We start from the raw sequence: 26,810 nt of genomic DNA, 5'->3' as shown, positions 1-26,810 counted from the left end.
ATGCCTGGGAGAGCCGGCTTGCCGGCGATAGGGCACGCAATGGTTACTTGCGGGCCTTGAGGATCACGAACTTCGGCGTCGCCGCCACTTGCTCCACCCCTCTGAACAACCGCGCCAGCTTGCTGTGGTAGCCCAGGTGACGGTTGCCGACGATATACAGCGCACCCCCCACCACCAGCGCTTCGCGCGCCTGCTGGAACATGCGCCAGGCCAGGAAGTCGCCCACCACCTGCTGCTGGTGGAACGGCGGATTGCACAGCACCACGTCCAGCGACTGTTTTTCCACCCCGGCCAGGCCGTCGCCTGCCAGCACTGTCACCTCGCGGTCGCCCAGTGCGGCCTGCCAGTTTTCCTGGGCCGACTGCACCGCCATGTACGACTCATCGACCAACGTGTACTGCGCCAGCGGGTTGGCCAGCGCGCTGGCGATACCGAGCACGCCGTTGCCGCAACCCAGGTCGGCAACCCGTGCATTGCCCAGGTCGCGTGGCAAGTGCGGGAGGAACGCGCGGGTGCCGATGTCCAGGCCGTCGCGGCAGAATACGTTGGCGTGGTTGAGCAGTTCCAGCGCAGGGGCGTCCAGCTGGTAGCGGGTGGGGTAGGGCGAACGTGCAACGGGGCGCTCGGCGACGGTAGCGGTCAGCAGGCGCGCTTTTTTCTGTGCCAGCGAAGCCTGCACCGGGCCGATGTACTTCTCCAGCAAGTCGCCAGCCGCCCGCGGCAGGTGTTTGATCATTGCCCCGGCAATCACTTGTGCGCCGGGGGCCAGGTGGCCTTGCAGGCGGATCAGTTGCTCTTCAAGCAGCGCCAGGGTCTTGGGCACGCGCACCAGCACGCGATCGAACGGGCCCTGCCAGTGCTCGCTGGCGGGCACGAATGGCACGCTGTCGAACGCCTTGCCATTGCGCGCGAGGTTTTTTTCCAGGGCCAGGTGGGCCAGGTGCGAGTCGCCGCTGCTGACCACCGACAGGTGGCCGGCCAGGCTGGCGGCCAGGGCACCGAAGCTGTCATTGAGTACCAGCACCCGGCACTCGGCAGCCAGCTGTTGCCCATGCAACTGTTCGAGCAGGTACTCATCGGCAGCATCGAAGGCCTGCAGCGGGTCGTTGGCCTGGTCCGGTTGGCGGATCAGGTCGAGTTCGGCGAAGGGGGTGGTCAACAGGGGCATGGCGTCTGGCTCGGGTACGGATCTGCCCGTGGCGGATCGCCTCGGGCTTTGGTCCGCGATTCTACAGGGCTTTGCCGACAGTCGCAGGCCTGGCTACTGATCGATCAGCCCGCGCATCATGGCGATGGCGACAGCGCCTGCCTTGTTGGCGGCGTTGGTCTTGGTGATCACGCTGCGAATGTGGAAGTTCACCGTGCTTTGCGAAAGGGAAAGGATGCAGGCTACATCGGCGGCCGTCTTGCCGGCGGCCGACCATTTGAGCACCTCGAGTTCGCGCCCGCTCATTTTGACAGGAGGCGAACTGAGCCTGGCCAGATGATGCTCGCTGACGATCGCGTGAAGGGTGTGGCACAACCACTGCACCTTGCCGGCCTTGTCGTAGAGCTCGGCGATGCTCACCTCGCCGGTGGGCCTGCAAACACTGACCTGGCTCTCGTTGTGCTGCAGGTCGTGCAGCGACTGCGTCCAGCCATGGCGCAGGCCGTGTTCGCAGGCTTGCTGGCGAAAATGCGGCGTTTCACGATAAAGCTCATCGGTCCACAGCACCGGCATCGTCGAGGCATGGCTGCAGACGGCTGCCGCGTCCTCTTTATAGAAATCATCGCGCTGATAACGCTCGATCCAGGCCTCGGGGTAGTTGCTGTAGAGGAAGAGCTTGGGTGCTTGAGCTGCAAGCTGAATGCGAATTTTCAGGCCCAGGAAGTCCATGTCCATATCCTGTGCCAGGTGCACAGCGAGGTCGAACACCTTTTGCGGCGCGCTCTCGCTGATCAACCTATGTAGATGCTCGTGATTCCATTGAAGCATCCGGCACACTCCCTCGGTTTGCGGATCCAATCCGTTCGCATACCCGAAGCATTGTAGGAAAAGTCCGAGCGCTGTGTTGGGATTTTTTTGTTATAGCGATCAGGTTTCTCTGAGAAAACGGCACGATTGACTTGCCGTGCCCCTACATCTAGGTGGTTTTTATCCAGGCCGCTTTGCGCGACACTGTGCACACGCTATTTTTGGAGCCCGTCATGACCGCCAGTGCCGACAAGTTTACCCGCCAGACCCTGCTCGACGTCCAGCCGCTGACGCCGAACCTGTTCAGCCTGCGGGTGACTCGCGATACGGGGTTTCGCTTCCGTGCCGGCCAGTTCGCCCGGCTTGGCGTAACCAAGGCCGACGGCAGTGTGGTCTGGCGTGCCTATTCCATGGTGAGTGCGCCGCACGACGATCACCTGGACTTCTTTTCCATCGTGGTGCCGGGCGGGGAGTTCACCAGCGAGCTGAGCCGCCTGGGCGAGGGCGACACCTTGCTGATCGACCGCCAGGCATTCGGCTTCCTGACCCTCGACCGCTTCGTCGGCGGGCGTGACCTGTGGTTGCTGGCGACCGGTACCGGCATTGCTCCGTTCATGTCGATCCTGCAGGATTTTGAAGCCTGGGAGCGTTTCGACAACATCAAGCTGGTGTATTCAGTGCGCGAGGCGAAGGAGCTGGCGTATGTGGACGACATCGCCGGGCTGGAACAGCGTGAATACCTGGCCGAGTTCGCAGGCAAGTTGCAGTTTATCCCGGTGGTTACCCGCGAGCCCCACCCGGGGGCATTGAACGCGCGCATCACCACACTGATCGAGACCGGTGAATTGGAGAAGGCGGCGGGGCTTGAGTTTTCGCCTGAGCACTCGCGGATCATGCTCTGCGGTAACCCAGAGATGATTGATGACACGCGCAAAGTGCTCAAGGCGCGCGACCTGCAGCTGAGCCTGAGCAAACGGCCGGGGCAGGTAGCGGTGGAAAACTACTGGTGATGCACGGGGCCGCTTTGCGCCCCAATCGCCTGCAAGCCGGCTCCGACGAGCGAACTGCATATACCTGTGGGAGCCGGCTTGCCGGCGATTGGGGCGCGAGGCGCCCCCAGATTGTTCAAGGCAGGCGATCCTGGTTCTGCGTCTTGAGCAGGTCGCGAATCTCGGTCAGCAATGTTTCCTGAGGCGTCGGGGCAGGCGGCACGCTCGGGGCCACGGCCTCCTCGCGCTTCAGGCGGTTGATGACCTTCACGCCCATGAAGATGGCAAACGCCACGATCACGAAGTCGATCACGGTCTGAATGAATTTGCCGTAAGCCAGCACCACGGCGGGGATATCGCCCTCTGCGGCCTTCAGGGTAATGGCCAGGTCACTGAAGTCCACGCCGCCGATCAGCAGCCCCAGTGGCGGCATGACCACGTCGCCGACGAAAGAGGAGACGATCTTGCCGAAGGCTGCGCCGATGATGATACCGACCGCCATGTCGACGACATTGCCTTTGACCGCGAAGGCCTTGAACTCACTGATCATTCCCATGTTCGATTCCTTTGTAACAAATGGTGAGGTTAACGCAGTGTAAGCCACTAAAACGCTTCATGCGTGACGTTCAGGGGTAGTGACTGCGCTTAGAACGAATAGTTTTGTCGCATCCCAACGCGTTCGAGGCACGTCTGCGTCGGCTATCATGGCGACTTTTTCCAGGAGACCCTGCCCCATGGCCAAAGCCAAGCGTTTGTATGGCTGCACCGAATGCGGTGCGACCTTCCCCAAATGGGCCGGCCAGTGTGGCGAATGCGGGGCCTGGAACACCCTGGTCGAAACCATGATCGAGAGCGGTGGCGCGGCGGCGCCCAGCGGGCGTACAGGTTGGGCGGGGCAGCAAGCGCAGCTCAAGACCCTGGCCGAAGTCAGCGTTGAGGAAATTCCGCGCTTCACCACCAGCAGCACCGAGCTCGATCGTGTGCTGGGTGGCGGCCTGGTCGATGGCTCGGTGGTGTTGATCGGCGGCGACCCCGGCATCGGCAAATCGACCATCCTGCTGCAGACCTTGTGCAACATCGCCGTGAACATGCCCGCGTTGTATGTCACAGGCGAGGAATCGCAACAGCAGGTGGCCATGCGCTCGCGGCGCCTGGGCCTGCCGCAGGACAAGCTCAAGGTCATGACCGAAACCTGCATCGAGACGATCATCGCCACGGCGCGGCAGGAAAAGCCCCGCGTCATGGTCATCGACTCGATCCAGACCATCTTCACCGAACAACTGCAGTCGGCCCCAGGCGGCGTGGCCCAGGTGCGCGAGAGTGCCGCCTTGCTGGTGCGCTATGCCAAACAGAGCGGTACGGCGATCTTCCTGGTTGGCCATGTCACCAAGGAAGGTTCGCTGGCAGGGCCTCGCGTGCTGGAGCACATGGTCGACACGGTGCTGTATTTCGAGGGCGAATCCGATGGCCGCCTGCGCCTGTTGCGGGCAGTGAAGAACCGCTTTGGCGCAATCAACGAGCTGGGTGTGTTCGGCATGACCGATCGCGGCTTGAAGGAGGTTTCCAACCCTTCGGCGATCTTCCTCAACCGGGCCCAGGAGGAAGTGCCGGGCAGTGTGGTCATGGCTACCTGGGAAGGTACCCGGCCGATGCTGGTGGAAGTGCAGGCGCTGGTCGACGACAGCCACCTGGCCAACCCACGGCGGGTCACCCTGGGCCTGGACCAGAACCGCCTGGCCATGCTGCTGGCGGTCCTGCACCGCCATGGCGGTATTCCCACCCATGACCAGGACGTGTTTCTCAACGTGGTTGGCGGGGTGAAGGTGCTCGAAACGGCCTCCGACCTGGCCTTGCTGGCGGCGGTGATGTCCAGCCTGCGCAACCGGCCATTGGCCCACGGGTTGCTGGTGTTCGGCGAGATCGGCCTGTCCGGCGAAGTGCGGCCGGTGCCGAGCGGGCAGGAGCGCTTGAAGGAGGCGGCAAAGCATGGCTTCAAGCGGGCCATCGTGCCCAAGGGCAATGCGCCCAAGGAATCGCCGCCTGGGCTGCAGGTGATTGCCGTGACTCGGCTGGAACAGGCCCTGGATGCCTTGTTCGAGTAATTCATAGTCTGTCCGGCTCCTTCGCGGGGCAAGCCCGCTCCCACAGGCTCCCCACAGGGTCCAGAAGCTGTGGGGAGCCTGTGGGAGCGGGCTTGCCCCGCGAAGAGGCCAGTACAGACAAGCAAAAAGGGGAGCCGACGATGCGCGTCGGCTCCCCTGCTTACCGCTCAGTCAGCGGTCAATGCTCGGCGACCGGTGTTCGCCTGGGCGCCGCATTGCCATGCTCGTCCAGTTCCAGCACGGGCACCTCGTTGCCTTCGGCATCGAACAGCTTGCCATCCTTGAAGAAATCGCCATCACGCAGCGAGGAGATGTCCGAATACTGGATGGTCCGTTCGTAGGCCGCGGCAAATACCGACTGCTGGTCCGAGTTGCCGGCCGTGAAGTGGTTGAAGATCAGGTTCAGCAGGATAGCCATGATCGCCGCCGAGCTGATGCCCGAGTGGAAGATGGTCTCGAACCAGTTCGGGAATTGGTGGTAGAAGGTCGGTGCGGCAATCGGGATCATGCCGAAGCCCAGCGAAGCGGCGACGATGATCAGGTTGACGTTGTTCTTGTAGTTGACCTTCGACAGGGTACGAATGCCACTGGCCGCCACGGTGCCGAACAGCACGATGCCTGCCCCGCCGAGTACCGGTGTCGGGACCGCGGCAATCACCCGGCCCATGACCGGCAGCAGGCCCAGCACTACCAGGATCACGCCACCAGTCGCCACCACGTAGCGGCTTCTGACCCCGGTCACGGCCACCAGGCCGACGTTCTGGGCGAAGGCGCTTTGGGTGAAGGAGCCGAAGATCGGCGCCAGGATGCTCGACGCCATGTCGGCGCGCAGGCCGTCGCCCAGGCGTTTGGAGTCGACCTTGGTGTCGATGATTTCACCCACGGCGAGGATGTCTGCCGAGGTTTCCACCAGCGTCACCATGATCACGATGCACATCGACAGGATGGCCGCGATGTGGAAGGTCGGCATGCCGAAGTGGAACGGCGTGGGGAAGGCGAACATCGGGCCTTCGGCGACCTTGCTGAAGTCGGTCATGCCCAGCGCCCAGGCGATCAGGGTACCGAACACCATCGCCAGCAGAATCGACAGCCGCGAAATGGTCGCGCTGCCCAGCTTGCTCAGCAACAGCACGATGGCGAAGGTAAGCCCCGCCAGGCCAATGTTGGCCATGCTGCCGAACTCCGGCGAAGCGCTGTTGCCGCCCATCACCCAGCGCGCCGCCACCGGCATCAGGGTCAGGCCGATGGTGGTGATGACGATGCCGGTGACCAGCGGTGGGAAGAACTTGGTGATGCGCGAGAACACCGGGGTGATCAGGAAGCCGATCAGCGAAGCCGCCATGACCGCGCCCAGCACGCCAGGCAAGCCACCACCGCCCTCGCTGCTGAGAATCGCCCCCATGGTCGCCACGCCGGCGAAAGACACGCCTTGTACCAACGGCAACTGGCAACCGAAGAAGGGCAGGCCAAGCGTTTGCAACAGCGTGGCCAGGCCACCGGCGAACAGCGAAGCGGCGATCAGCATGCCGATCTCGGCACCGTTCAGGCCCGCGGCCTGCCCCAGGATCAGGGGTACTGCGACGATCCCGCCATACATGGTCAGCACATGCTGCAGACCATAAGCCAGGTTGGCACCAAGGCCGAGGTTTTCGTCCTCGGGGCGCTTGGCGGGAGACGTGCTAGGGGACGTAGTCATTGAGCAGGCTCTCTGTTTATTGTTGTGCCGCTACTGTAGACACTTCCTACAAATGATTGCTACAAAAATTGTATACAATATTTTGATTGGAGCGCGAACAAGCGACCTTGCAGTGTGTGCAAGACCCTGATGCAGATCGCGTACCAAGTGGGTGGATGCTGTGCTAGAGGGCTGTGTACAAAGCACTGCTACCCAGGCATGAAGCTGTCTGGGTAGACAAGAAACGCAAGGTGGGAAAAATCTAAGCTAGCTAAGAGATTCCATTATTCGATGAGTTGGCGCAGCTCACGCATCATTTCGGTGCTGTCTGCAAGGTTCAATTCCACAAGACGGTGCAAATGCGTCATCGATTCGACGTCGATGAACAGGCACACGAAACCCAGGCGAGTAGGCTCCTCGTGACGCAGTTCGACTTGCATCTGCACGCGGGTATACCGGTCGAGGTGGATGATCGCGTCGAAATCCTGGGTCAGGTCGGCGTCCCAGGTTCTCGGGCGTTCTACCAGCAGGCCTTTAAGCGACAGATCGATGAGTTTTGCCGGCCAGCGGCGGTTCCCCTGGCGCAACTCGGCGGGGGCATCGAACTCGATGCGTTGAAAACGGCGACGTTCGTCGTGTTGGCGCATGGGCAAGCCCTCCGGGGTTCATCCTGACTATAGTTAATCCTGTGTGGCTATCAGGTACCGCAATCTGGCCGCAGAGGCTCTAGACCAAAGCAAGTGTGGCAATGCGCGATGACTGGCCCTAGACTCGGTGGGCGGTCTTTCCAATCCACCAGCTGGAAGCAAACCATGAACAACAATAATAGCCTGCTACGCCACATTCCGTGGCTGGCGCTGGCAGTCATAGGAGCCTGCGCGCTGGGTGTGGTTGCCCTGCGTCGCGGCGAGGCGATCAATGCCTTGTGGATCGTAGTCGCGTCAGTGGCCATCTACCTGGTCGCCTATCGCTACTACAGCCTGTTCATCGCCACCAAGGTGATGCAACTCGATGCCCGCCGGGCCACCCCCGCGGTACTCAACAATGACGGCCTGGACTACGTCCCGACCAACAAACACATCCTCTTCGGTCACCACTTCGCCGCTATTGCAGGCGCCGGGCCCCTGGTCGGCCCTGTGCTCGCTGCGCAGATGGGCTACCTGCCCGGCACGCTCTGGCTGATCGCCGGCGTGGTGCTGGCCGGTGCGGTGCAGGACTTCATGGTCCTGTTCCTGTCCACCCGCCGTAACGGTCGCTCGCTGGGCGACATGGTGCGCGAGGAAATGGGCCGCATCCCGGGCACCATCGCCCTGTTCGGCTGCTTCCTGATCATGATCATCATCCTTGCGGTGCTGGCGCTGATCGTGGTCAAGGCCCTGGCCGAAAGCCCATGGGGCATGTTCACGGTGATGGCGACCATCCCGATCGCGATGTTCATGGGCATCTACATGCGCTATATCCGCCCGGGCCGCATCGGCGAAATCTCGGTGGTCGGCGTGGTGCTGCTGCTGGCGTCGATCTGGCTGGGGGGCCAGATTGCCGCGGACCCGGTGTGGGGCCCGGCGTTCACCTTCACTGGCGTGCAGATCACCTGGATGCTGGTGGGCTATGGTTTTGTCGCTGCCGTGCTGCCGGTATGGCTGGTGCTGGCGCCGCGTGACTACCTGTCGACCTTCCTCAAGATCGGCACCATCGTCGGCCTGGCCATCGGTATCCTGATCATCGCGCCCGAGCTGAAAATGCCCGCGCTGACCCAGTTTACCGACGGTACTGGCCCGGTATGGAAGGGCACTCTGTTCCCGTTCCTGTTCATCACCATCGCCTGTGGTGCGGTGTCCGGTTTCCACGCGCTGATCTCCTCGGGGACCACGCCGAAGCTGCTGGACAACGAAACCAACGCCCGTTACATCGGCTACGGCGGCATGCTGATGGAGTCGTTCGTTGCCATCATGGCGATGGTCGCCGCTTCGGTAATCGAGCCGGGCGTGTATTTCGCCATGAACAGCCCGGCCGCCGTGGTGGGCTCCGACGTGGTTTCGGTGGCGCAGACGGTCAGCAGTTGGGGTTTCCTGATCAGCCCCGAGCAGCTTGAAGCGGTTGCCCGTGACATCGGCGAGCACACCATCCTGGCCCGTGCCGGTGGTGCGCCGACGCTGGCGGTGGGTATTGCGCAGATCCTGCACCAGGTGCTGCCGGGTGAAAACACCATGGCCTTCTGGTACCACTTCGCGATCCTGTTCGAGGCGCTGTTCATCCTGACTGCCGTGGACGCCGGTACCCGCGCGGGCCGCTTCATGCTGCAGGACCTGCTGGGCAGCTTCGTCCCGGCCCTGAAACGTACCGAGTCGTGGACCGCCAACCTGATCGGCACCGCCGGCTGCGTGGCGCTGTGGGGCTACCTGCTGTACCAGGGCGTGATCGACCCGCTGGGTGGCATCAACACCCTGTGGCCGCTGTTCGGCATCTCCAACCAGATGCTGGCCGGTATCGCCCTGATGCTCGGCACCGTGGTGCTGATCAAGATGAAGCGCCAGCGCTACGTCTGGGTCACCCTGCTGCCAGCCGTGTGGCTGCTGATCTGCACCACCACCGCGGGCCTGATCAAGCTGTTCGACCCGAACCCGGCCGTTGGCTTCCTGGCCCTGGCCAAGAAGTACAGCACCGCGCTGGACGCCGGCCAGGTACTGGCCCCGGCCAAGGACATCGGGCAAATGCAGCATGTGATCTACAACGCCTACACCAACGCAGGCCTGACCGTGCTGTTCCTGATAGTGGTGTTCAGCGTGCTGTTCTTCGCCGTCAAGGTTGGCTACGCCGCCCTTGGCCGCAAGGAGCGCACCGACAAGGAAACCCCGTTCCAGGCTTTGCCTGACGCTTGAGAGGAATGCTGCGATGTTCAACGACCTGGGTCGACTGGGTAAGTACCTGGGGCAGGCAGCCCGCCTGATGGTCGGCATGCCCGACTACGACAACTATGTCGAGCACATGCAGACCAAGCACCCGGACAAGCCGGTGATGAGCTACGAGGCGTTCTTCCGCGAACGCCAGGAAGCCCGCTACGGTGGCAAGTCCGGCCCCAAGTGCTGCTGAGCCGGCACACTGCGTGAACCTGTGGGAGCCTGTGGGCTCCCACAGTCATTTTCAGCTTCAGGAGATTTCTGCGTGCAGACGCCAATTCCCGTAACCGTGCTGACCGGCTTTCTCGGTGCAGGCAAGACCACCTTGCTCAAGCACATGCTCAAGGCCGAGCACGGCCTGAAAATCGCCGTGATCGAAAACGAGTTCAGCGAGGCCGGCATCGACAGCCAGCTGCTGGGCGACGAGCCGGTGCAGGTCATGACCCTGGCCAACGGCTGTGTGTGCTGCAGCATCCATGGCGACCTGACCCGCGCGCTGTACCTGCTGCTCGAGCGCCTGGACGCCGGCGAGATCGCCTTCGACCGCCTGGTGATCGAATGCACCGGCCTGGCTGACCCGGCGCCGGTGGCGCAGACCTTCTTCATCGAAGAAGACTTGCGCGACCGCTACATCCTCGACGGCATCATCACCTTGGTCGATGCCGCCCATGCCGAACTGCACCTGACCCAGACCATCGCCCAGGCCCAGGTCGGGTTTGCCGATCGCCTGCTGCTGAGCAAGACCGACCTGGTCGAGCCGGCTGCGGTAGAAGCCCTGCGCGAGCGCCTGGCGCGCATCAATGGCCGAGCGGCCATCCGTGTGGTGGAACACGGCAGCATCGACCTGGCCGAACTGCTCGATGTGCGCGGTTTCAACCTCAACCCCGACCTCGGTGCCAACCTGAAACCGGCCCTGCGCCCGGTGTTGAAACCCGCCACAGCGGATCGGATCTCCACGCTGGTGCTGCGTACCGAAGTGCCGCTGGACATCGACCGCCTCAGCGACTTCATGAACGAGCTGCTGGAAACCCACGGCAAGCAACTGCTGCGCTACAAGGGCGTGCTCAACATTGCCGGCGACGACCGCCGCCTGGTGTTCCAGGGCGTGCTCAAGCTCTATGGTTTCGACTGGGATGCCGAATGGGCCGATGGCGAAACCCGCGAGAGCGTGATGGTGTTCATTGCCGATGAACTGCCGGAGGCGAAGATTCGGGCTGGTTTCGAGGCACTGGCTGCGAGCTGAACCGGCGCGGCGCCGAGGCGTCGAACCACTGCGGCCACGAGCTGCGGTGGCGTGTTTCGACGTCGATGCACGGGATCAGCCGCTCGCTGAGCACGGCAGTCTGGCGCACGGCCTTGGCGGTGCGGTATTTGACGCTGTGGATGCATTCACGGTCGCCGAACTCGCAGCGGTTCAGCGCAGTACCGCCACAGGGGCCGTTGGCCAGGCCCTTGGGGCAGGTTTCCGGGCAGACATACAAGGTGTCTTCGAGCCGGCAACGGCCGCAGGTGTCACAGCCCAGCAGCGGCCGTTTCACGCAGCGCTCAAGGCCATGTAGCCAGCGAGCGCCCCGGGGCGTGTTCCAGAGTGGTCGCCGCACGGCCCAGCCGAAGGCCTTGCTCAGCCAGTGGGTGCGGCTGAACAGCAGCGCGTGAAACGCATGCAGCAGGTGATAGCGCAGTGTTTCTCTGCGGGTTGCACTGACCTGCGACTCACCCTGACGCCAGGCCGCTTGCGGTGGGTGGAAGGTTACCGCTGGCAGGCCCGGCATCTGCCAGCTCTCGGCCCAGGCGGGCGCCCACTGTTCCAGCGCGTGGATGCGTGCCTGCCAATGTTCCAGGCGCTGTTCCAGGGCGAGCAGTTGCTTGAGCTCGTGAATACCGGACAGGTGCACCCCGGCGTAACCCATCAGCTTCACACCAATGATCTGCAAGGCCAGGCGATCGACACTGCGCGCCTGGGCGTAGGCCTTGGACACAGCCGCTTCGGCTTCGAGCATGTCGCGCATGGACGGCGAGACGGTCACGCCGGCGACATGCTCGAGCATCGTCGCACGGCCATGGGTCAGGCTCATCAGGCAGGCGAGCATGGGTTTTGGGGCGGCCTGGCGGCTCATCCATTGCATGGCCTCCTGATGCTTGCTGGCATCGAAGCCCAGTTGCAGGGTGAGGAAGTCAGCGCCCGCAGCGAGCTTCTTCTCGGCCTTGAAGTACTGCGCGCCGCCTTCTTCCTCACGGTATTTGAACGGGTTGAGCGCGGCGCCGAGCAGCCAATGGGGGCAGGCCTGGCGAGCGATCTGCAGCGCCGCCACCGACTCCAGATAGCGCACCGGGCGTTCGCCTGGCTGGTGGCCAGGCAGGCGGTCGCCGGTCAGTAGCAGCAATTGGTCCAGGCCGGCGGCGTCCATGCGCTGCAGTTGCGCAAGCAGGTGGTGGCGTTCGCGGTCCTTGCCGGAGAAATGGGGCAGGGCAGGCACGGGCGAGCTGAAACTGGACAGGGCATCCAGTGGCGAGAGGTCGAGCGGGCTGCCGACGCGGTCGCCGATGGCCACGGTCATCGGCCAGCCGCACAGGTGCGCACGGGCCATGATCGCCTCCATCGCGGCGAAGCGCTCGGCCGAGGGCTTGGGCACAAACTCCATGACGCAGACGAAGTGCTTTTCGTGCAGCGCCGATTGCAACAGGCTCATGGTGGGTGGCACCTGGATTGATCAGGGTGGCATTGTGCGGCAGAGCGCGGGCGCGGTCATGTCCAAGGGCGCAGGATGCTGCTCTGATCAAGACAAGCTGCAGGGCGATCATGAGCAATACTTGAGTTCATCTCAAATTTAATGAGTTTGTTTCGAAATGCGCTTCGCTTGAAAATTCTCTCATTCTTTTTCTGGGTTTTGAGAGACACGACATGGCACTGGCACACAACCTGGGTTTTTCGCGCATCGGTGGTGATCGCGAGCTGAAGAAATCCCAGGCGGCCTTCTGTAACGGTGAGCTGGACGAGGCAGGCTTGCGCAAGGTTGGCCGTGAATTGCGCGCCGCTCACTGGCACGCCCAGAAGGATGCCGGTATCGAATTGCTCCCGGTCGGCGATTTCGCCTGGTATGACCAGGTGCTGACCCACTCGCTGACCTTTGGTGTGATTCCCGAACACCTGCGTGGCGAGGAGGGTGCCAAGCCAACCCTGCAGACCTTGTTTGCCATGGCCCAAGGGGCTCAGGAAACGACCCCATGGTTCGACACCCACTACCAGTACCGGGTCCCCGAGTTTACCGCTGACCAGCAGTTCGCGCTGAGCTGGGAGCAACTGTTCGATGAGGTAGACGAAGCCAAGGCCTTGGGCCACGCCATCAAGCCGGTGGTGATCGGGCCGCTTACCTACCTGTGGCTGGGCAAGGCCAAGGGTGCGGATTTCGACAAGCTGGAGCTGGTCGATCGCCTGCTGCCGCTGTACGACCAGGTCTTCAACCGCCTGGCCGCTCAGGGCGTGGAGTGGGTACAGATCGACGAGCCGATTCTGGTCCTCGACCTGCCACAGGAATGGAAGAACGCCTATGAGCGCGTGTACAACATCCTCCAGCGCGCACCGCTGAAAAAATTGGTGACCACCTACTTCGGTGGCCTGGAACAAAACCTCGGCCTCGCCGCCAACCTGCCGGTCGATGGCCTGCATATCGACCTGGTGCGTGCGCCGGATCAGTACCCCACGATTCTTGATCGCCTGCCGGCCTACAAAGTGCTGTCGCTGGGCCTGGTAAATGGCAGCGCCGCAGGGGCGTGCGACCTGGAACGGGCTGCAGACGTGCTGCGTCATGCGGCCGAACGCCTGGGTGACCGCCTGTGGGTCGCGCCGTCCTGCTCGCTGCTGCACAACTCGGTCGACCTGACCTTCGCCGTGCAGAAGTGCCAGGAGGTAGCCCGGTTGGCAAGTCTGGACATGCGTGCTGCTGCCGCCTGAGCACGCGTTATCCGTAGGGCCTCTTCAGCGCTGTGCTGGAGTGAAGCGAAGAGGCCCGCACAGCTTGCATCAACCCCCGATCAACGCTCGATGGCCAACGCCACACCCTGCCCACCCCCAATGCACAGGGTGGCCAGGCCCTTTTTGGCATCGCGCTTGATCATCTCGTGCAGCAAGGTCACCAGCACCCGGCACCCCGACGCCCCAATCGGGTGGCCGAGGGCAATCGCCCCACCATTCACGTTGACCCGCGTCGCATCCCATTCCAGCGCCTTGCCCACCGCCAGTGCCTGTGCAGCAAACGCCTCATTGGCGGTGCTGAGCGGGTGTTGTTTATACACCTGCGTTTCTTGGGGGTGGACTACCAGATCTTGTAGTGATTAGCGTATGAACGGGTTGGCTGCAGCCCACCGAATGAACTGTTGCATTATTGTGAAGAGGCAGGTTCATTCGTCGGCTGAGAGGCGGTAATGGCTTACTAACATCGCCGGGATGCAATGTTCTAAGTAGTTGGTTGGATTAGGCGCAATGAATCTAGTGCTAGCGCAAAGCCTTCTATGACGATGTGATTTTGCTTGTTGACAGAGATTCAGGTTGGTCTAGTCTAACGGCCTGTTTTCAACTTTAGTGGTGCTCAAAATGGAATTAGGGCAGCAGTTGGGATGGGATGCGTACTTTTATAGTATCTTTGCGCGAACCATGGATATGCAGGAGTTTACGGCTGTCGCGTTGAGGGCCTTGCGCGAACTACGGTTTGATTTTTTTGCCTACGGCATGTGCAGCGTGACCCCGTTCATGCGGCCCAGGACTTATATGTACGGCAATTACCCCGAGGACTGGGTGCAGCGATATCAGGCGGCTAACTACGCGGTGATCGATCCCACGGTGAAGCACAGCAAAGTCTCGTCGGCCCCCATTCTATGGAGCAATGAGTTGTTCCGGGGATGCGCGGACCTGTGGTCTGAAGCCAAGGATTCACATTTATGCCACGGCCTGGCACAACCCTCGTTCAACGCCCAGGGGAGGGTCGGGGTGTTAAGCCTGGCGCGCAAGAACAACCCCATCAGCCTTCAGGAATTTGAAGCCTTGAAGCCGGTGACCAGAGCCTTTGCCGCCGCGGCCCACGAGAAAATTTCCGAGCTGGAGAGCGACGTGCGTGTCTTCAATACGGGCGTGGCGTTCAGTGGGAGGGAATGTGATGTGCTGCGCTGGACGGCCGACGGCAAGACCTCGGAGGAAATCGGCGTGATCATGGGGGTGTGCACCGATACCGTGAATTACCATCACCGCAACATCCAGCGCAAAATCGGCGCCAGTAACCGCGTGCAGGCAGTGTCTTACGCAGTCGCGATGGGCTATATCTGAGGGGCATTCAAAAAGGACGACTCGGCCCGTATCAAGCTGTCTCTTTCAATAATGTGCCGGACATGAAGGCTGACGGTGCGACCGCGCTGCGATGGTGCTCGCGGTGGGCCGAGAGTTTGATGGCGAGGATTTTCTCATTCTGGTGCACCGTGACCGGGCCCAGCCGTTCGTAGTGGACTCCGTTGATTTTGTAATAGCGCTCCATGGTGCTGTTGACGATCCCGACGATGGCCTCTGCGCCCGCCAGGGCGGCCGTCTTGAGGCTTCTCCAGAACAACGGCATCGCCAATTGCGGTTCGCAGGTGGTGAAGCGAGTCATTTCCCAGACGGCTGGATGCTTGGGCGGCGCCCCGGCGCAGGCATGGCTGAACACCCCTTCAAGCAGGTTGGGGAGCGTGGTGGGAATCAGCCGGGCGCAGCCAACGATGGCGCGGTCTGCATTGAACGCCAGGAGGTAGCGGGCGTGTTCGGTGTCGTATTGATCCCATTCACAACCTGCCTGGCTCGGATGGGCGGGCAGCCGCCATCCGAGTTTCTCGACGAATTGTTCGTGCCGAAAGCGGCCGAGCATGAGTTTCAGCTCATCGTCCATTTCGCTCAGTGTGTGCTCTTCCATGTGCATTGCTGGGGTTCCTTAGGGATGGAGTGCAGTTTTATAGAGGACTTGCACAGGCTTGGCACCTGCAAGATCTGGTAGGGGCTTCGGTGGAATCGAGGTCAAGCCATTCGTTGGGGGTGGCCTCGATCAGGTCCAGTTTGGCCAGCTGCCACCCCGCCTTGTCCAGGCAGCGTTGGGTAGCCGATACCGGGCCGATGCCCATGACCGCCGGGTCCACACCCGCACTGGCGTACGCGGCAATCTTCGCCAGCACCGGCAGGCCCAGGGCCTTGGCCTTGGCAGCGCTCATCAGCAGCACCGCTGCAGCGCCGTCGTTCAGGCTGGAGGCGTTACCCGCAGTGACGCTGCCGTCTTTCTTGAAGGCCGGGCGCAGCTTGGCCAGGGAATCGGCGGTAGTGTCCGGACGTGGCTGCTCGTCACGGTCGAAGACCTCGGGGTCGCCTTTTTTCTGTGGCATCACGATTGGCGTGATTTCGTCCTGGAAACGGCCTGCCTCAATGGCGGCCACGGCCTTGCGCTGCGATTCGGCGGCGAAGGCATCCTGTTGTTCACGGCTGAGGCTGTACTGCTCGACCAGGTTTTCTGCGGTGATACCCATGTGGTAGTCGTTGAAGGCATCCCAAAGGCCGTCGCTGATCATGCTATCGACCAGCTGGCCGTGGCCCATGCGTTGGCCGGAGCGCGCCGAAGGCATCACGTAAGGGGCCAGGCTCATGTTCTCCTGGCCGCCGGCAATTACCACCTCGGCATCGCCGCAACGGATGGCCTGGGCCGCCAGGTGCAGGGCCTTGAGGCCCGAGCCGCAGACTTTGTTCAGGGTCAGCGCCGGCACGCTGTAGGGCAGGCCGGCCTTGATCGCGGCCTGGCGGGCGGGGTTCTGCCCGGCACCGGCGGTGAGCACCTGGCCCAGGATCACTTCGTCGACCTGCGCCGGGTCCAGCCCGGTCTGCTCCAGCAGGCGCTTGATCACGGCCGCGCCGAGGTCGACGGCGGGCACCGTGGCCAGGGCGCCCTGGAAGCTGCCGATGGCGGTACGGGTTGCGGCGACGATGACCACATCGTTCATCTTGTTGTTCTCCGTGTACAGGTGGGCGCCGAGCGGGCGCGGTGCCTTCAGCTTCGGTGGGTTTGGCTCATTTGTTAAGTTTGTTTTTCTTTGCCATTGATGTGAAAAGCAAATGAATGGCTTGAAAGGCCACAGCAGGCAAACCTTGCACCGCTGGCTAAGCTTGATTGGGCTGCACGCGCCTCATGCTGTTCACTCAACAGACCGGAGCTCATTGCCATGCGTACCCTGATCGCTCTCACCTTGCTCGTTGGCTGCAGCAGTGCATTCGCCGCCACCCAATGCACCACCGCTGACAAAAGCACCTGGCAAGACCAGGAAAAGTTTCAGGCCCAGCTCAAGGAGCAGGGCTACAAGATCAACAAGTTCAAGGTCACCAAAGGCAACTGCTACGAAATCTACGGCTTCAACAAGGACGGCAAGAAGGTCGAGATCTACCATGACCCGGTCACTGGCAAAGCGGTCAAGACCGAGATCGAAGACTGATGCAGACGCCAACGGTACAGCTGTGGGACCCGCTCCTGCGGCTGTGCCACCTGTCTTTCGCCACCGTGTTCATTGCCGATTACTTTTTCACCGAAGAGGGTGACGACTGGCACCAGTGGCTCGGTTATTACGCACTGGGCTGTGTCGTGGTGCGCCTGGTATGGGGCTTCATCGGGCCGCAGAGCGCCCGATGGACAGACTTCTGGCCGACGCCCTCGCGCCTAGCAGCACATGCCCGGGCGCTGCTGCGGGGTGAGCCGTACCATCGGCTGGGGCATTCACCGATCGGTGCACTGGTGATGCTGCTGATGCTGGCCGGTATCACCGGGCTGGGGCTGACCGGCTGGGCCTCGCAGGAAATCGACGCACTATGGGGCGCCGACTGGCCCATGGACGTGCACAGCTTGCTGGCAGACGCCGTGCTGGCGCTGGTGGGCGTACACGTGCTGGCGGCCATCGTCGAAAGCGTGCGCCTGGGCGAAAACCTGCCGCTATCGATGATCACCGGGCGCCGCCGCGGCCCTGACAACGACCAGTGATGTACAGCGCCTGGCCCGGCCTCTTCGCGGGTACAATGTTCAGACTGCCGGGCATTGATGTGTCACACAGTGGATGCCTCCGCCACCCGCAGCAATTGCATCGATGTCCAGCTGCACGATATCGCGCCCTGGGTACAGCGCGGCCAGCAACGCTCGCGCTTTTTCATCGGCTTGGGCATCGCCGAACTGCGGGGCGATGACTGCACCGTTGATGACGAAATAGTTGATGTAGCCCGCAGCAAAATCGGCGTTCTTGCTGAACCTGTTGCGGCGCCCGCGCATCGGTGGCGAAACCAGGTGCACCTGCAGAGCCCGGCCTTCGGCGTCGGTCGCCTGCTTGAGAATCTGCAGATGCTTGCGGGTCACGTCGTAGTCATAGGATTCGGGGTCATTGTCCAGGTTGGCAATCACCACACCTGGCCGAACGAAGCGGGCATAGAAATCCACATGGCCGTCAGTGATGTCTTCACCGGCGATGCCCGGCAACCAGATGACCTTGCTCAAGCCCAGGCGCTCCTTGAGTTCGGCCTCGACCTCGGCCTTGCTCCAGCCTTTGTTGCGGTTGGCATTGACCCAGCTGCTTTCGGTCATGATGCCGGTGCCGTGGCCGTCCACTTCGATTGCGCCACCCTCGCCAACCAGTTCGCTGCGCTGATAGTGCGCGCCAGCGAGCGTGGCGGCCCGTTTGGCCAGTTGAGCGTCGCTACGATGGCGTTGCTTGTTGCCCCAGCCGTTGAAGTTGAAGTCCACCGCGCCGAGGGCGCCGTCATCATCGACGACGAAGTTGGCGCCGATGTCGCGCATCCAGATGTCGTCGAGCCCGCAAGTGACGAAGCTTGTGTTGTGGCTGCCGCAACGCTGCTGGGCCAGCTCCCGTTCGTTGGCGCGGCAGAACACCGTTACCGGCTGGTAGCGCGCAATGGCCTGGGCGATGCGGCCAAGGGCCGCCTGCACGTCGGCGGTGAAGTCTTCCCAGATGGCGTCCTGCGCGCCGAACGCGATGAACGCCCGTTGCTGCGGTTCGCCTTCGTCGGGCATGAACCAGGGCCCGGGCTCGTCGGCGCGGGCCAGGCTCAGGGGCAGGCCGAGGCCGGCACCGAGGCCTGCGGCCAGTGACAGTTGCAGGAAGGTTCTACGGCTTGGCATGGCTCAGTCCTGTGCAGTCTTGAAGCGGGTCCACACGCGCATGCGGGCGCGCATGTCGGCTTGCGGGATGTCCCGGCCCGGAATCAGCCGGGCGTAAGTGGCTTGGTCGAGGTAGATGTCGGGGTTGTCGCGCATCTGCGGGTCGACCGCCTCGCGCGCTTTGGCGCTGGCAGTGGGGTAGCCGGTGAAGTTGCTGATTGCGGCCATGTTCGCCGGGCGCATGACGAAGTTGATGAAACGATAGGCGTATTCGGGGTGTTTGGCGTCGGCGGGGATCGCCATGGTGTCCATCCATACCGTGGTGCCCTGACGCGGCACGCGGTATTGGAAGTCGAGCGCCTTGCCGGCGGCGGATGCCGTGCGCTGGGCCTGGATCACGTCGCCGCTGTAACCCAGCGACAGGCAGAGGTTTTCGTTGACCAGCTCGGTCACCGGCTGCGACTGGAACTTGCGGATGTACGGGCGCACCGCCTTGAGCAGTTCGCTCGCCGCCGCCAGGTCTTCACGCTTGGCGCTGCGCGGTTCGCGGCCCAGGTAATTGAGGACCACGGCCAGCACTTCGTCTGGCGAGTCGATGACCGAGATGCCGCAGTCGGCGAACTTGGCCGCAAGCTCGGGTTTGAACAGCAGGTCGAGGTCGTCCAGCGGCGCATCAGGCATGCGTTCGCGAACCTTGGCGGCATTCACCGTCAGGCCGATGGTGCCCCAGGTATAGGGCACTGTGGCCTGGCTGGCCTTGGGGTACTGCCCATGCAGTTTGCGCAGGCCCGGTTCGATGTCGCCCAAGGCCTCCAGGCGGCTGGGGTCGAGCGGTTGCAGGCTGCCGGCGCGCATCAGGCGCTCGGCCACGGTGTCGCCGGGGAATACCAGGTCGTAGCCGCTGCGCCCCGACATCAGCTTGGCTTCGAGCACTTCGCTGCCGTCCATCACGTCGTAGATCACCTGGATACCGGTCTCGGCGGTGAACTGCTTGAGGGTGTCCTCGGCGAAATAGTCGGCCCAGTTGTATAGGCGCAGGGTGGGTTGTTCGGCCTGGGCCTGGGCGGCGCAAAGCGCCAGGGTGAGGGCGGCCAGTCGGGGCAGCTTCATGTTCAGGTCCTCGCGACGTGTGGGTGAGTGCCGTCCAGGGTCAAAAGCGGCGCGTACATTTCTGGGCGGCGGTCGCGGTAGATGCCCCAGCTCAGGCGATCCTCGCGCATGCGCGCAAGGTCCAGGTCGTGCAGCCAGATGCCGCTGCTGTCGCGGTCGGCTTCGGCGAGCAGCGCACCTTTGTGGTCGCAGATGAACGACGAGCCATAGAACCGCATGGCCAGCGTTTCGTCGCTTTGCGCCACTTCCCGGCCTACGCGATTAGCCGCCACCACCGGCAGCAGGTTGGCGGCGGCATGGCCGCGCATGGCGACCTGCCAATGGTCGCGGGAGTCCAGTTCGGCGGCGCCGGGCTCGGAGCCGATGGCCGTCGGGAACAACAGCACTTCAGCGCCCATCAAGGCCAGGCAGCGGGCGGTTTCGGGGAACCACTGGTCCCAGCAGATGCCGATGCCCAGGCAGCCGAAGGCGGTGTCCCAGACCCTGAAACCGGTGTCGCCGGGGCTGAAGTACTCTTTCTCCTGATAGCCGATGGCGTTGGGGATATGGGTCTTGCGATACACCCCCAGCAGGCGGCCATCGGCGTCGGCCACGGTCAGCGAGTTGAAGAAGGCATTGCCGGCCCGCTCGTACCAACTCAGCGGCAGCACCACACCCAGCTCAGCGGCAAGCGCGGCGAAGCGTTGCAGGATAGGGCTGTGCGGATACGGCTCGGCCAGGGCCTGGTGGCGGTGGTCCTGCTCGATGCAGAAGTACGGTGTGGCGAACAGCTCTTGCAGCAGGATCACCTGGGCACCTTGCGCGGCCGCCTGGCGTACCAGCTGTTCGGCGCGGTCGAGGTTGGCGGGCAGGTTCCAGCTGCACGGCATCTGCGTGGTGGCGACGCGCAGCAGGCTCATCGGCAAACCTCCGGCTGTTGCTGGGTGATGCAATGGATACCGCCGCCGCCGTGGGCGATGTGGTCGATGCGCACCGGCACGATCTCCCGGCCGGGGAAGGCGTGGGCCAGTTGCGCCGCCGCATCGGCGTCGGCGGCGATACCGTAGGCCGGCATGATGATCGCGCCATTGGCGATGTAGAAGTTGGTGTAGGAGGCGCAGAACACTTCGGCGTCCTGGTCGACCGCAGCGCTGGCTTCATACAGGTCGAGCAGCTCGAAATGCCGGCCCTGGGCGTCGGTGGCAAGCGCCAGGGCGCGGCGGTTTTCCCGTACCACCTCGGCGTAGACCGAGCCGTGCTCGTGGGTGTTATCGACCAGCAGCACGCCGGGGCGGGCGAAGGCGCACACGCCGTCCACGTGGCCGTCGGTCATGTCGCCCGTGACGTACTGCGGGTCGCCCGGCAGCCAGATGGTCTTGCTGATGCCCAGGTAACGGGCGAAGCATGCTTCGAATTCGGCCTTGCTGACGCCGGGGTTGCGGTTGGGGTTGAGCAGCACCGACTCGGTGGTGATCAGCGTGCCTTCGCCGTCCACATGGATCGCACCACCTTCGCTGCACAACGGCGTGCTGAAGCCGTCCAGGCCAAGCTGGTCGAGGATCCGTCGGCCCAGGCTACGGTCGTGGCCATGCTGCGACTTGCCGCCCCAGGCATTGAAGCGCCAGCTCAACCCGGCCAGGCCATGCTGCGGATGGCAAACGAAACTCGGCCCGCTGTCACGGCACCAGCTGTCGTCCACGGCCAGCTCGACCAGTTCGATGTTGGCGCCACACAGGGCACGAGCACTCTGCAGTGCCGAGGGATCGACGACCATTTTCACCGGCTCGAAGCGGGCGATGGCGGCGGCGACCCGTGCATAGTCGCGCTGCACGTCGGCAAGGTTGACCTGCCAGCCGCTTTCCCACAGTGCCTGGTTGTGTGGCCAGATCATCCAGGTGGCAGCGTGGCGGGCCCATTCGGCAGGCATGCGCCAGCCGCTGTCGAGGGACAGGTGCATAGTGAACTCCGATCAATTAAGGATTTTTATCAACGAAGCCCGCCGTCGCGGGTGTTGGTGCCAATGCTATGGCTATGAAGGCAGCGCGACAAACGATAGATTTAGCGCAAATCTGATTAGCAGGGCTTATCGATAATGCTCAAACACTGGCCACCCCTCAATGCGCTGCGGGGCTTCGAAGCCGCTGCGCGGCTCGGCAGCTTCCACAGGGCAGCCGAAGCCCTGAACCTCACCCAGTCGGCGATCAGCCAGCAGATCCGCAGCCTGGAAACCTACCTGGAGCAGCCGCTTTTTCATCGAGCTGGACGCAGCGTGAGCCTGACCGATGCCGGGCATGACCTGCTCAGCACCACCCAGTCGCTGCTGCAGCACCTTGCCGTGGGTATTCGAAGGCTTGATCAGTACCGCAAACCCAACCAGCTGGTGGTCAACACCAGCCCGGCTTTTGCCCGGCACTGGCTGCTGCCGCGGCTGGCCGATTTTCATCAACGCTGCCCGGAGGTCGACCTGTGGTTGTTCACCAGTTTCGAAGTGCCGGACATGGCCAGCGAGACCATCGACCTGGCCATCCGCGACGACCTCAGCGCCCAGGCCGAATGCAGCTTCAGCGTGTTGTTCCAGGATGAGCTGTATCCGGCCTGCCATCCTTCGTTGCTGTCGGCAACTGCGCGCACCACCCTGCACGGCGAACGGGAAATGGACTGGAGCCATTGGCAGCTGGAAGGCGGCGAGGATGTCGGGCAGCAGGGCAAGGGGCTGAATTTCTCCGACCCAGGTTTACTGCTGGATGCGGCCAGTGAAGGGCTGGGTATCGCCCTGGTCAGCCAGCTGCTCGCCCGGCGGGCAGTGGAGGAGGGGCACCTGCAGGCGCTTTCGCCCAAGCGGGTGCGTGGGCCGGCGTGGGCCTGCCTGGTGCACCGCGACAGCCAGGACGATCCACTGGCGCGGCGGTTTCTGCAGTGGTTGCAAGGCCAGCTGGCTGAGCAAGCGCAGTTTTGCATCCCCTCAAACACCCCGTAATATGTGTCGGATAACCTGCGGGGGTAGTCTCACCCTCTGATCAAACGGAATCGCCCAAGGCGGCGCTTCCCTGCATAAACCTGACGAGGTACAGACATTGGCCATCATTCATCCTAAGGTTCGCGGTTTCATCTGCACCACGACTCACCCGAAGGGCTGCGAGCTCAACGTCCGTGACCAGATCGAAGCCACCCGCAAGCTGGGCGTGCGCGAGGATGGCCCGAAGAAGGTCCTGGTCATCGGCGCATCCAGCGGCTATGGCCTGGCGGCGCGCATCACCGCAGCCTTCGGCTTCAAAGCCGACACCCTGGGCGTGTTCTTCGAGAAACCAGGTACCGAGACCAAGGCCGGTACCGCTGGCTGGTACAACTCCGCGGCTTTCGACAAGTTCGCCAAGGCCGAGGGCCTGTACAGCAAGTCGATCAACGGTGACGCCTTCTCCGACGAAGCCCGTGCCAAGGTCATCGAGCTGATCAAGAATGAAATGGGCGGCAAGGTCGACCTGGTCATTTACTCGCTGGCGTCGCCGGTGCGCAAGCTGCCAAAGACCGGTGAAGTGATCCGCTCCGCGCTCAAGCCAATCGGCGAGCCGTACAAGTCGACTGCCATCGACACCAACAAAGACACCATCATCGAGGCCAGCATCGAGCCGGCCACCGAGCAGGAAATCGCCGACACTGTCACCGTCATGGGTGGCCAGGACTGGCAGCTGTGGATCGACGCCCTGGCTGACGCCAACGTACTGGCCGAAGGCGCTCGCACCGTGGCCTTCAGCTACATCGGCAGCGACATCACCTGGCCGATCTACTGGCACGGTGCGCTGGGCAAGGCCAAGCAGGACCTGGACGAAACTGCCACGCGCCTGAATAAGACATTGGATGACAAAGTCAAAGGCGGCGCCAACGTGGCCGTGCTCAAGTCGGTGGTGACTCAGGCCAGCTCGGCTATCCCTGTGATGCCACTGTACCTGTCGATGGTCTTCAAGATCATGCAGGAGAAAGGCGTGCACGAAGGCACCCAGGACCAACTGGACCGCATGTACCGTGACCGCCTGTATCGCGCCGACGGTGCGCCGGCTGAAGTCGACGAGGAGGGTCGCCTGCGCCTGGACGACTGGGAGCTGCGTGACGACGTGCAGAGCGACTGCAAAGCTCTGTGGCCACAGGTGACCACCGAGAACCTGTTCGAACTGACCGACTACGCCGGTTACAAGAAGCAGTTCCTCAACCTGTTCGGCTTCGAGCGCGCTGACGTCAACTATGACGAAGACGTGGCGACCGATGTGAAGTTCGACTGCATCGAGCTGTAAGCTGAAATCGGGCTGGCCCCTTCGCGGCGGTTCGGCGCCCCGACAAGCCCGCTCCCACTAGGAATCCGGTGGGAGCGGGCTTGTGCCGCGAAGAGGCCGGTACAGGCCCAAGATTTTTTGCTAGCGTTGGCGCACAACAACAGGAAGCGCGCCATGAGCAGCCTCACCCAACCGGCCACGCCCTTTCGCCAGACCGCAGCCGACGGCTACAGCCTCGGTGGCTTCTGCTGGCGCCACACCCAGGCCAACCCCCAGCGCCCGCTGGTGATCATCAACGCGGCCACGTCCGTGCGCTGCCGTTATTACTCCCGTTTTGCCGACTACCTGTTCGCTCAAGGCTGCGATGTGCTGACCTACGACTACCGGGGTATCGGCGAATCCCGGCCGCCTTCCTTGCGCGGCTTCGAGGCGTCGTGGAGCGACTGGGGCCGGCTGGATTTCGAAGCCATGCTGGCGCACGCCACGCAGGCGTTCCCCGGCCAGCCGGTGGATGTAGTCGGGCATAGCTTCGGTGGGTGCGCCGTGGGGCTTGCGCCATCTGCCGGGCAGGTGCGGCGGGTGGTGATGGTAGGCGCGCAGTTTGCCTACTGGCGCGATTACGCCGTCGATCAGCGTTGGCGGCTGTTCGGCAAGTGGCATGTGGCGATGCCGTTGCTGACCCGCGTGTTCGGTTACTTCCCCGGCAAGCGGCTGGGCTGGATGGAAGACACGCCAGCAGGCGTGGTGCAGGACTGGACGACCCGTACCCCGCGCTTTGAGCACCGGCCCAGCGGGCGTGTGTTGGACCAGTTGCCGTTTGCCCATGTGCGGGCGGCGACGCTGGCCATCAGCCTGACCGATGACCCGTTTGGCACGGTGGCGGCTACAGAGCGGTTGCTAGGCTATTTGCAGGGCGCTGAACATCAGCATCTGCGGATCGCGCCTGTGGATATCTCGGTCGAGGACATTGGCCATTTCGCGTTTTTCCATGACCGCTTCCGCGAGAGCCTGTGGCCGATTGCGCTGGAGTGGTTGCAGCGCGGTGCGTTGGTGGCTAGCAGGCCGGGGCAGATCATCGGCTGATGTTGCCTGCCCGGCCCAATCGCCGGCAAGCCGGCTCCCACAGGGAATGCACAGCACTCAAGGCTTGCGAAACCACCTGGACTGCCCGCAGGGGTGGACTGGTGTCCTACTTCCAGGGGCAGTCCAACTGAGGCTCAATGGCCTGAGCCCTGTGGAGTACAGGGCTCAGGCTGCAGCTTGGAACTGTCCAACTTTTGGGAGGCAGTCCAACCTGTGGGAGCCGGCTTGCCGGCGATTGGGCCGCATGGCGGCCCCGGCACTATCAAGCGTTGCGCGAAAGCGGCTGGCCAGTGAATTTCACACCCGCCAGGCCGTGCTTGATCAGCGCGCGGATATTGCCATGGTCACTGCCCTCAGGCGTGGCGACCACGTCTCGGTAGTGCTCGCCGAAGGCCAGCAGGGCCTCCTGGTCGCTCAGGCCTTCCAGCAGGGCCAGGCCCAAGGTCTTGCAGGAGCCTTCGTTCTGCCCGGCGGCGTTTTCCACGCCGCCATTGTTGAACGCTTGAGGCTGGTAGCTGTAGTGGTCAGCGATGAACGCCAGGGTGTCGGCAAAGGCGTGTTGGCCGCTGGCCAGGCTGGCGCGCAGAGTATTCAGATCAGTCACGAGGTTTTCCTTTTTCGAACGCCGCTTGCTGGTCGGCGCTGGCTTCTTTCTGGTACTGGGCTTTCCACTCGGCGTAGGGCATGCCATACACCGCTTCACGGGCGTCATCCAGGCTGATGTCGACCTGCTGCTCATCGGCAGCGGCCTTGTACCACTTGGACAAACAGTTGCGGCAGAAGCCGGAAAGGTTCATCAGGTCGATGTTCTGCACGTCGGTGCGGTTCTGCAGATGTGCGACCAGGCGCCGGAAGGCGGCGGCTTCGAGTTCGAGCTGTTGTTGAGGGGTCATGGGCTTCTCTCAGGTCATGCGGTTCTTCAGGTGGCGGCCACCGTTGATGACCACCTGGCTGCCGGTGCTGTACTGGCTGGCGAGCAGGTACTTGACCGTCTCGATCAGCGGGCCGGCGCCGGGTTCGAACGGCAGCAAGGCCTTGTTCAGGGTTTGCTGGCGGTAGGCGTCGTCACCCCCTTCCTTGAGGATCAGCAGCCCGGGCAGGATACCGTTGACGTGCACCTTGGGCGCGTACTTTTCGGCGAATGACAGCACCATGTTCTGCAGCGCAGCCTTGGTGGCGGCATAGCCGATATGGCTCTTGCTGCCGCGAGACGAGGTTTCGTCGCAGATATGAATGATGTCGGCCTTGTCGACCTTGGCCAGCAGGTCGCCCAGCGCCAGGTTCAGGTGGTACGGCGCCTCGACGTGCAGGCGGAACATGGTCTCGAGGTTGTCCAGGCCGTCGTCCAGCCACAAAGATGCGTTGTGGATGATCGCGCGCAGCCCGTCGTAATGCTGCTGCAGGTAGTCGATCAGCGCCTGGCGGTCGGCAGCCAGGCACAGGTCGGCCTGGAACTGCACGATGTTCGGGTGTGCGGCGTGTGGCTGGGCGCTGCGGCTGGCACTGACCACGGTATGGCCGGCCTCTGCCAGTTCAAGGGCCAGGGCCAGCCCGACGCGCTGGCTGGCTCCGGTAACGAGAATTGGGCTGTTCATGTGCGGGCG

General features: G+C 63.0%; 25 protein-coding genes and 3 pseudogenes. 12 read left to right on the top strand and 16 right to left on the bottom strand.

Features of this window, described 5'->3' with window-relative positions:
- Positions 1-43: 43 nt before the first annotated feature.
- Both ACNQPL_RS06255 and ACNQPL_RS06250 read right to left on the bottom strand, forming a co-directional pair.
- The gene (locus tag ACNQPL_RS06255) at positions 44-1,168 is read right to left on the bottom strand and encodes a methyltransferase (RefSeq protein ID WP_416466234.1); all 1,125 of its coding nucleotides are present in this window, start codon (positions 1,166-1,168) and stop codon (positions 44-46) included.
- A gap of 93 nt (positions 1,169-1,261) precedes the next feature.
- Positions 1,262-1,975 (bottom strand): autoinducer binding domain-containing protein, encoded by a 714-nt coding sequence (locus ACNQPL_RS06250; RefSeq protein WP_416466233.1) that lies wholly within the window; start codon positions 1,973-1,975, stop codon positions 1,262-1,264.
- 212 nt (positions 1,976-2,187) lie between these two features.
- Here ACNQPL_RS06250 and ACNQPL_RS06245 point away from each other — a divergent pair, with 212 nt between their 5' ends.
- Positions 2,188-2,964: a ferredoxin--NADP reductase gene (locus tag ACNQPL_RS06245; RefSeq protein WP_416466232.1), complete on the top strand. Its 777-nt coding sequence runs from the start codon at positions 2,188-2,190 to the stop codon at positions 2,962-2,964.
- Between the two features lie 115 nt (positions 2,965-3,079).
- Here ACNQPL_RS06245 and mscL read toward each other — a convergent pair whose 3' ends face one another.
- Entirely contained in the window at positions 3,080-3,499 is a 420-nt protein-coding gene (mscL, locus tag ACNQPL_RS06240; protein ID WP_346613910.1) for a large-conductance mechanosensitive channel protein MscL, read from the bottom strand.
- A gap of 178 nt (positions 3,500-3,677) precedes the next feature.
- Between mscL and radA the strand changes: the two genes are divergently transcribed.
- Complete coding sequence (gene radA, locus ACNQPL_RS06235; protein ID WP_346613911.1) at positions 3,678-5,045, top strand: DNA repair protein RadA; 1,368 nt, start codon at positions 3,678-3,680, stop codon at positions 5,043-5,045.
- A 178-nt stretch (positions 5,046-5,223) separates the two neighbouring features.
- On the opposite strand, the gene ACNQPL_RS06230 is transcribed toward radA, so the two are convergent.
- Together ACNQPL_RS06230 and ACNQPL_RS06225 are read right to left on the bottom strand one after the other, a co-directional pair.
- The gene (locus ACNQPL_RS06230) at positions 5,224-6,741 is read right to left on the bottom strand and encodes a nucleobase:cation symporter-2 family protein (protein WP_416466231.1); all 1,518 of its coding nucleotides are present in this window, start codon (positions 6,739-6,741) and stop codon (positions 5,224-5,226) included.
- A gap of 263 nt (positions 6,742-7,004) precedes the next feature.
- Positions 7,005-7,367, bottom strand: a complete 363-nt coding sequence (locus tag ACNQPL_RS06225) for a PilZ domain-containing protein (protein WP_346613913.1) — start codon at positions 7,365-7,367, stop codon at positions 7,005-7,007.
- A 165-nt stretch (positions 7,368-7,532) separates the two neighbouring features.
- Here ACNQPL_RS06225 and ACNQPL_RS06220 point away from each other — a divergent pair, with 165 nt between their 5' ends.
- The 3 genes from ACNQPL_RS06220 to yjiA all read left to right on the top strand — a co-directional run bounded on the left by ACNQPL_RS06220 (position 7,533) and on the right by yjiA (position 10,860).
- On the top strand, positions 7,533-9,599 hold the full coding sequence (locus ACNQPL_RS06220) for a carbon starvation CstA family protein (RefSeq protein ID WP_346613914.1): 2,067 nt from the start codon (positions 7,533-7,535) through the stop codon (positions 9,597-9,599).
- A 13-nt stretch (positions 9,600-9,612) separates the two neighbouring features.
- Entirely contained in the window at positions 9,613-9,810 is a 198-nt protein-coding gene (locus ACNQPL_RS06215; protein ID WP_008094130.1) for a YbdD/YjiX family protein, read from the top strand.
- A 72-nt stretch (positions 9,811-9,882) separates the two neighbouring features.
- Entirely contained in the window at positions 9,883-10,860 is a 978-nt protein-coding gene (yjiA, locus tag ACNQPL_RS06210) for a GTPase (protein ID WP_416466230.1), read from the top strand.
- On the opposite strand, the gene ACNQPL_RS06205 is transcribed toward yjiA, so the two are convergent.
- Complete coding sequence (locus tag ACNQPL_RS06205; protein WP_416466229.1) at positions 10,796-12,307, bottom strand: methylenetetrahydrofolate reductase C-terminal domain-containing protein; 1,512 nt, start codon at positions 12,305-12,307, stop codon at positions 10,796-10,798. The genes yjiA and ACNQPL_RS06205 overlap by 65 nt on opposite strands.
- Before the next feature lie 212 nt (positions 12,308-12,519).
- Here ACNQPL_RS06205 and ACNQPL_RS06200 point away from each other — a divergent pair.
- Positions 12,520-13,577, top strand: a pseudogene (locus ACNQPL_RS06200) (5-methyltetrahydropteroyltriglutamate--homocysteine S-methyltransferase); the annotation flags it as partial.
- Positions 13,578-13,649: 72 nt separating this feature from the next.
- On the opposite strand, the pseudogene ACNQPL_RS06195 reads toward ACNQPL_RS06200, so the two are convergent.
- A pseudogene (locus tag ACNQPL_RS06195) lies at positions 13,650-13,892 on the bottom strand (acetyl-CoA C-acetyltransferase); the annotation flags it as partial.
- Between the two features lie 316 nt (positions 13,893-14,208).
- Between ACNQPL_RS06195 and ACNQPL_RS06190 the strand changes: the two are divergent.
- On the top strand, positions 14,209-14,934 hold the full coding sequence (locus ACNQPL_RS06190; RefSeq protein WP_038635113.1) for an autoinducer binding domain-containing protein: 726 nt from the start codon (positions 14,209-14,211) through the stop codon (positions 14,932-14,934).
- Positions 14,935-14,965: 31 nt separating this feature from the next.
- Here the strand turns inward: ACNQPL_RS06190 and ACNQPL_RS06185 are convergent, their stop codons facing one another.
- Positions 14,966-15,556 carry an acyl-homoserine-lactone synthase gene (locus ACNQPL_RS06185; RefSeq protein ID WP_038635110.1) on the bottom strand — a complete coding sequence of 197 codons (591 nt, stop codon included), beginning with the start codon at positions 15,554-15,556 and terminating at the stop codon, positions 14,966-14,968.
- Positions 15,557-15,671: 115 nt separating this feature from the next.
- Positions 15,672-16,619 (bottom strand): annotated as a pseudogene (locus ACNQPL_RS06180) (acetyl-CoA C-acyltransferase); the annotation flags it as partial.
- A 219-nt stretch (positions 16,620-16,838) separates the two neighbouring features.
- Between ACNQPL_RS06180 and ACNQPL_RS06175 the strand changes: the two are divergent.
- Both ACNQPL_RS06175 and ACNQPL_RS06170 read left to right on the top strand, forming a co-directional pair.
- Entirely contained in the window at positions 16,839-17,105 is a 267-nt protein-coding gene (locus ACNQPL_RS06175; protein WP_346613918.1) for a PepSY domain-containing protein, read from the top strand.
- On the top strand, positions 17,105-17,644 hold the full coding sequence (locus ACNQPL_RS06170) for a cytochrome b/b6 domain-containing protein (RefSeq protein WP_416466228.1): 540 nt from the start codon (positions 17,105-17,107) through the stop codon (positions 17,642-17,644). The genes ACNQPL_RS06175 and ACNQPL_RS06170 overlap by 1 nt, the downstream gene beginning before the upstream one ends.
- A 39-nt stretch (positions 17,645-17,683) precedes the next feature.
- Here ACNQPL_RS06170 and ACNQPL_RS06165 read toward each other — a convergent pair whose 3' ends face one another.
- From ACNQPL_RS06165 to ACNQPL_RS06150, 4 genes are read right to left on the bottom strand one after another with little or no spacing between them, the layout of a single operon-like run.
- Complete coding sequence (locus tag ACNQPL_RS06165) at positions 17,684-18,790, bottom strand: agmatine deiminase family protein (protein WP_416466227.1); 1,107 nt, start codon at positions 18,788-18,790, stop codon at positions 17,684-17,686.
- A gap of 3 nt (positions 18,791-18,793) precedes the next feature.
- Entirely contained in the window at positions 18,794-19,879 is a 1,086-nt protein-coding gene (locus ACNQPL_RS06160) for an extracellular solute-binding protein (RefSeq protein WP_416466226.1), read from the bottom strand.
- A 2-nt stretch (positions 19,880-19,881) separates the two neighbouring features.
- Positions 19,882-20,778, bottom strand: coding sequence for an N-carbamoylputrescine amidase (gene aguB, locus ACNQPL_RS06155; RefSeq protein WP_416466225.1), 897 nt, complete (start codon positions 20,776-20,778; stop codon positions 19,882-19,884).
- Complete coding sequence (locus ACNQPL_RS06150; protein WP_416466224.1) at positions 20,775-21,815, bottom strand: agmatine deiminase family protein; 1,041 nt, start codon at positions 21,813-21,815, stop codon at positions 20,775-20,777. The genes aguB and ACNQPL_RS06150 overlap by 4 nt, the downstream gene beginning before the upstream one ends.
- 135 nt (positions 21,816-21,950) lie before the next feature.
- Between ACNQPL_RS06150 and ACNQPL_RS06145 the strand changes: the two genes are divergently transcribed.
- From ACNQPL_RS06145 to ACNQPL_RS06135, 3 genes are all read left to right on the top strand, one after another.
- The gene (locus ACNQPL_RS06145) at positions 21,951-22,835 is read left to right on the top strand and encodes a LysR substrate-binding domain-containing protein (protein ID WP_346613924.1); all 885 of its coding nucleotides are present in this window, start codon (positions 21,951-21,953) and stop codon (positions 22,833-22,835) included.
- 97 nt (positions 22,836-22,932) lie between these two features.
- Positions 22,933-24,144 (top strand): enoyl-ACP reductase FabV, encoded by a 1,212-nt coding sequence (gene fabV, locus ACNQPL_RS06140; RefSeq protein WP_416466223.1) that lies wholly within the window; start codon positions 22,933-22,935, stop codon positions 24,142-24,144.
- A gap of 153 nt (positions 24,145-24,297) precedes the next feature.
- Positions 24,298-25,206: an alpha/beta fold hydrolase gene (locus ACNQPL_RS06135; RefSeq protein ID WP_416466222.1), complete on the top strand. Its 909-nt coding sequence runs from the start codon at positions 24,298-24,300 to the stop codon at positions 25,204-25,206.
- A gap of 262 nt (positions 25,207-25,468) precedes the next feature.
- Here the strand turns inward: ACNQPL_RS06135 and ACNQPL_RS06130 are convergent, their stop codons facing one another.
- Genes ACNQPL_RS06130 through folM form a run of 3 tightly spaced genes read right to left on the bottom strand, consistent with a single transcriptional unit; the run spans position 25,469 to position 26,801 of the window.
- The gene (locus tag ACNQPL_RS06130; protein WP_346613927.1) at positions 25,469-25,810 is read right to left on the bottom strand and encodes a HopJ type III effector protein; all 342 of its coding nucleotides are present in this window, start codon (positions 25,808-25,810) and stop codon (positions 25,469-25,471) included.
- Positions 25,803-26,099, bottom strand: coding sequence for a DUF1244 domain-containing protein (locus ACNQPL_RS06125; protein ID WP_346613928.1), 297 nt, complete (start codon positions 26,097-26,099; stop codon positions 25,803-25,805). The genes ACNQPL_RS06130 and ACNQPL_RS06125 overlap by 8 nt, the downstream gene beginning before the upstream one ends.
- A 9-nt stretch (positions 26,100-26,108) precedes the next feature.
- Positions 26,109-26,801 carry a dihydromonapterin reductase gene (gene folM / locus ACNQPL_RS06120; protein WP_416466221.1) on the bottom strand — a complete coding sequence of 231 codons (693 nt, stop codon included), beginning with the start codon at positions 26,799-26,801 and terminating at the stop codon, positions 26,109-26,111.
- Positions 26,802-26,810 lie beyond the last annotated feature (9 nt).

This window comes from Pseudomonas sp. LFS044, from assembly GCF_047978245.1.
Lineage (GTDB): Bacteria > Pseudomonadota > Gammaproteobacteria > Pseudomonadales > Pseudomonadaceae > Aquipseudomonas.
This window is presented reverse-complemented; position numbering and strand designations above follow the sequence as displayed.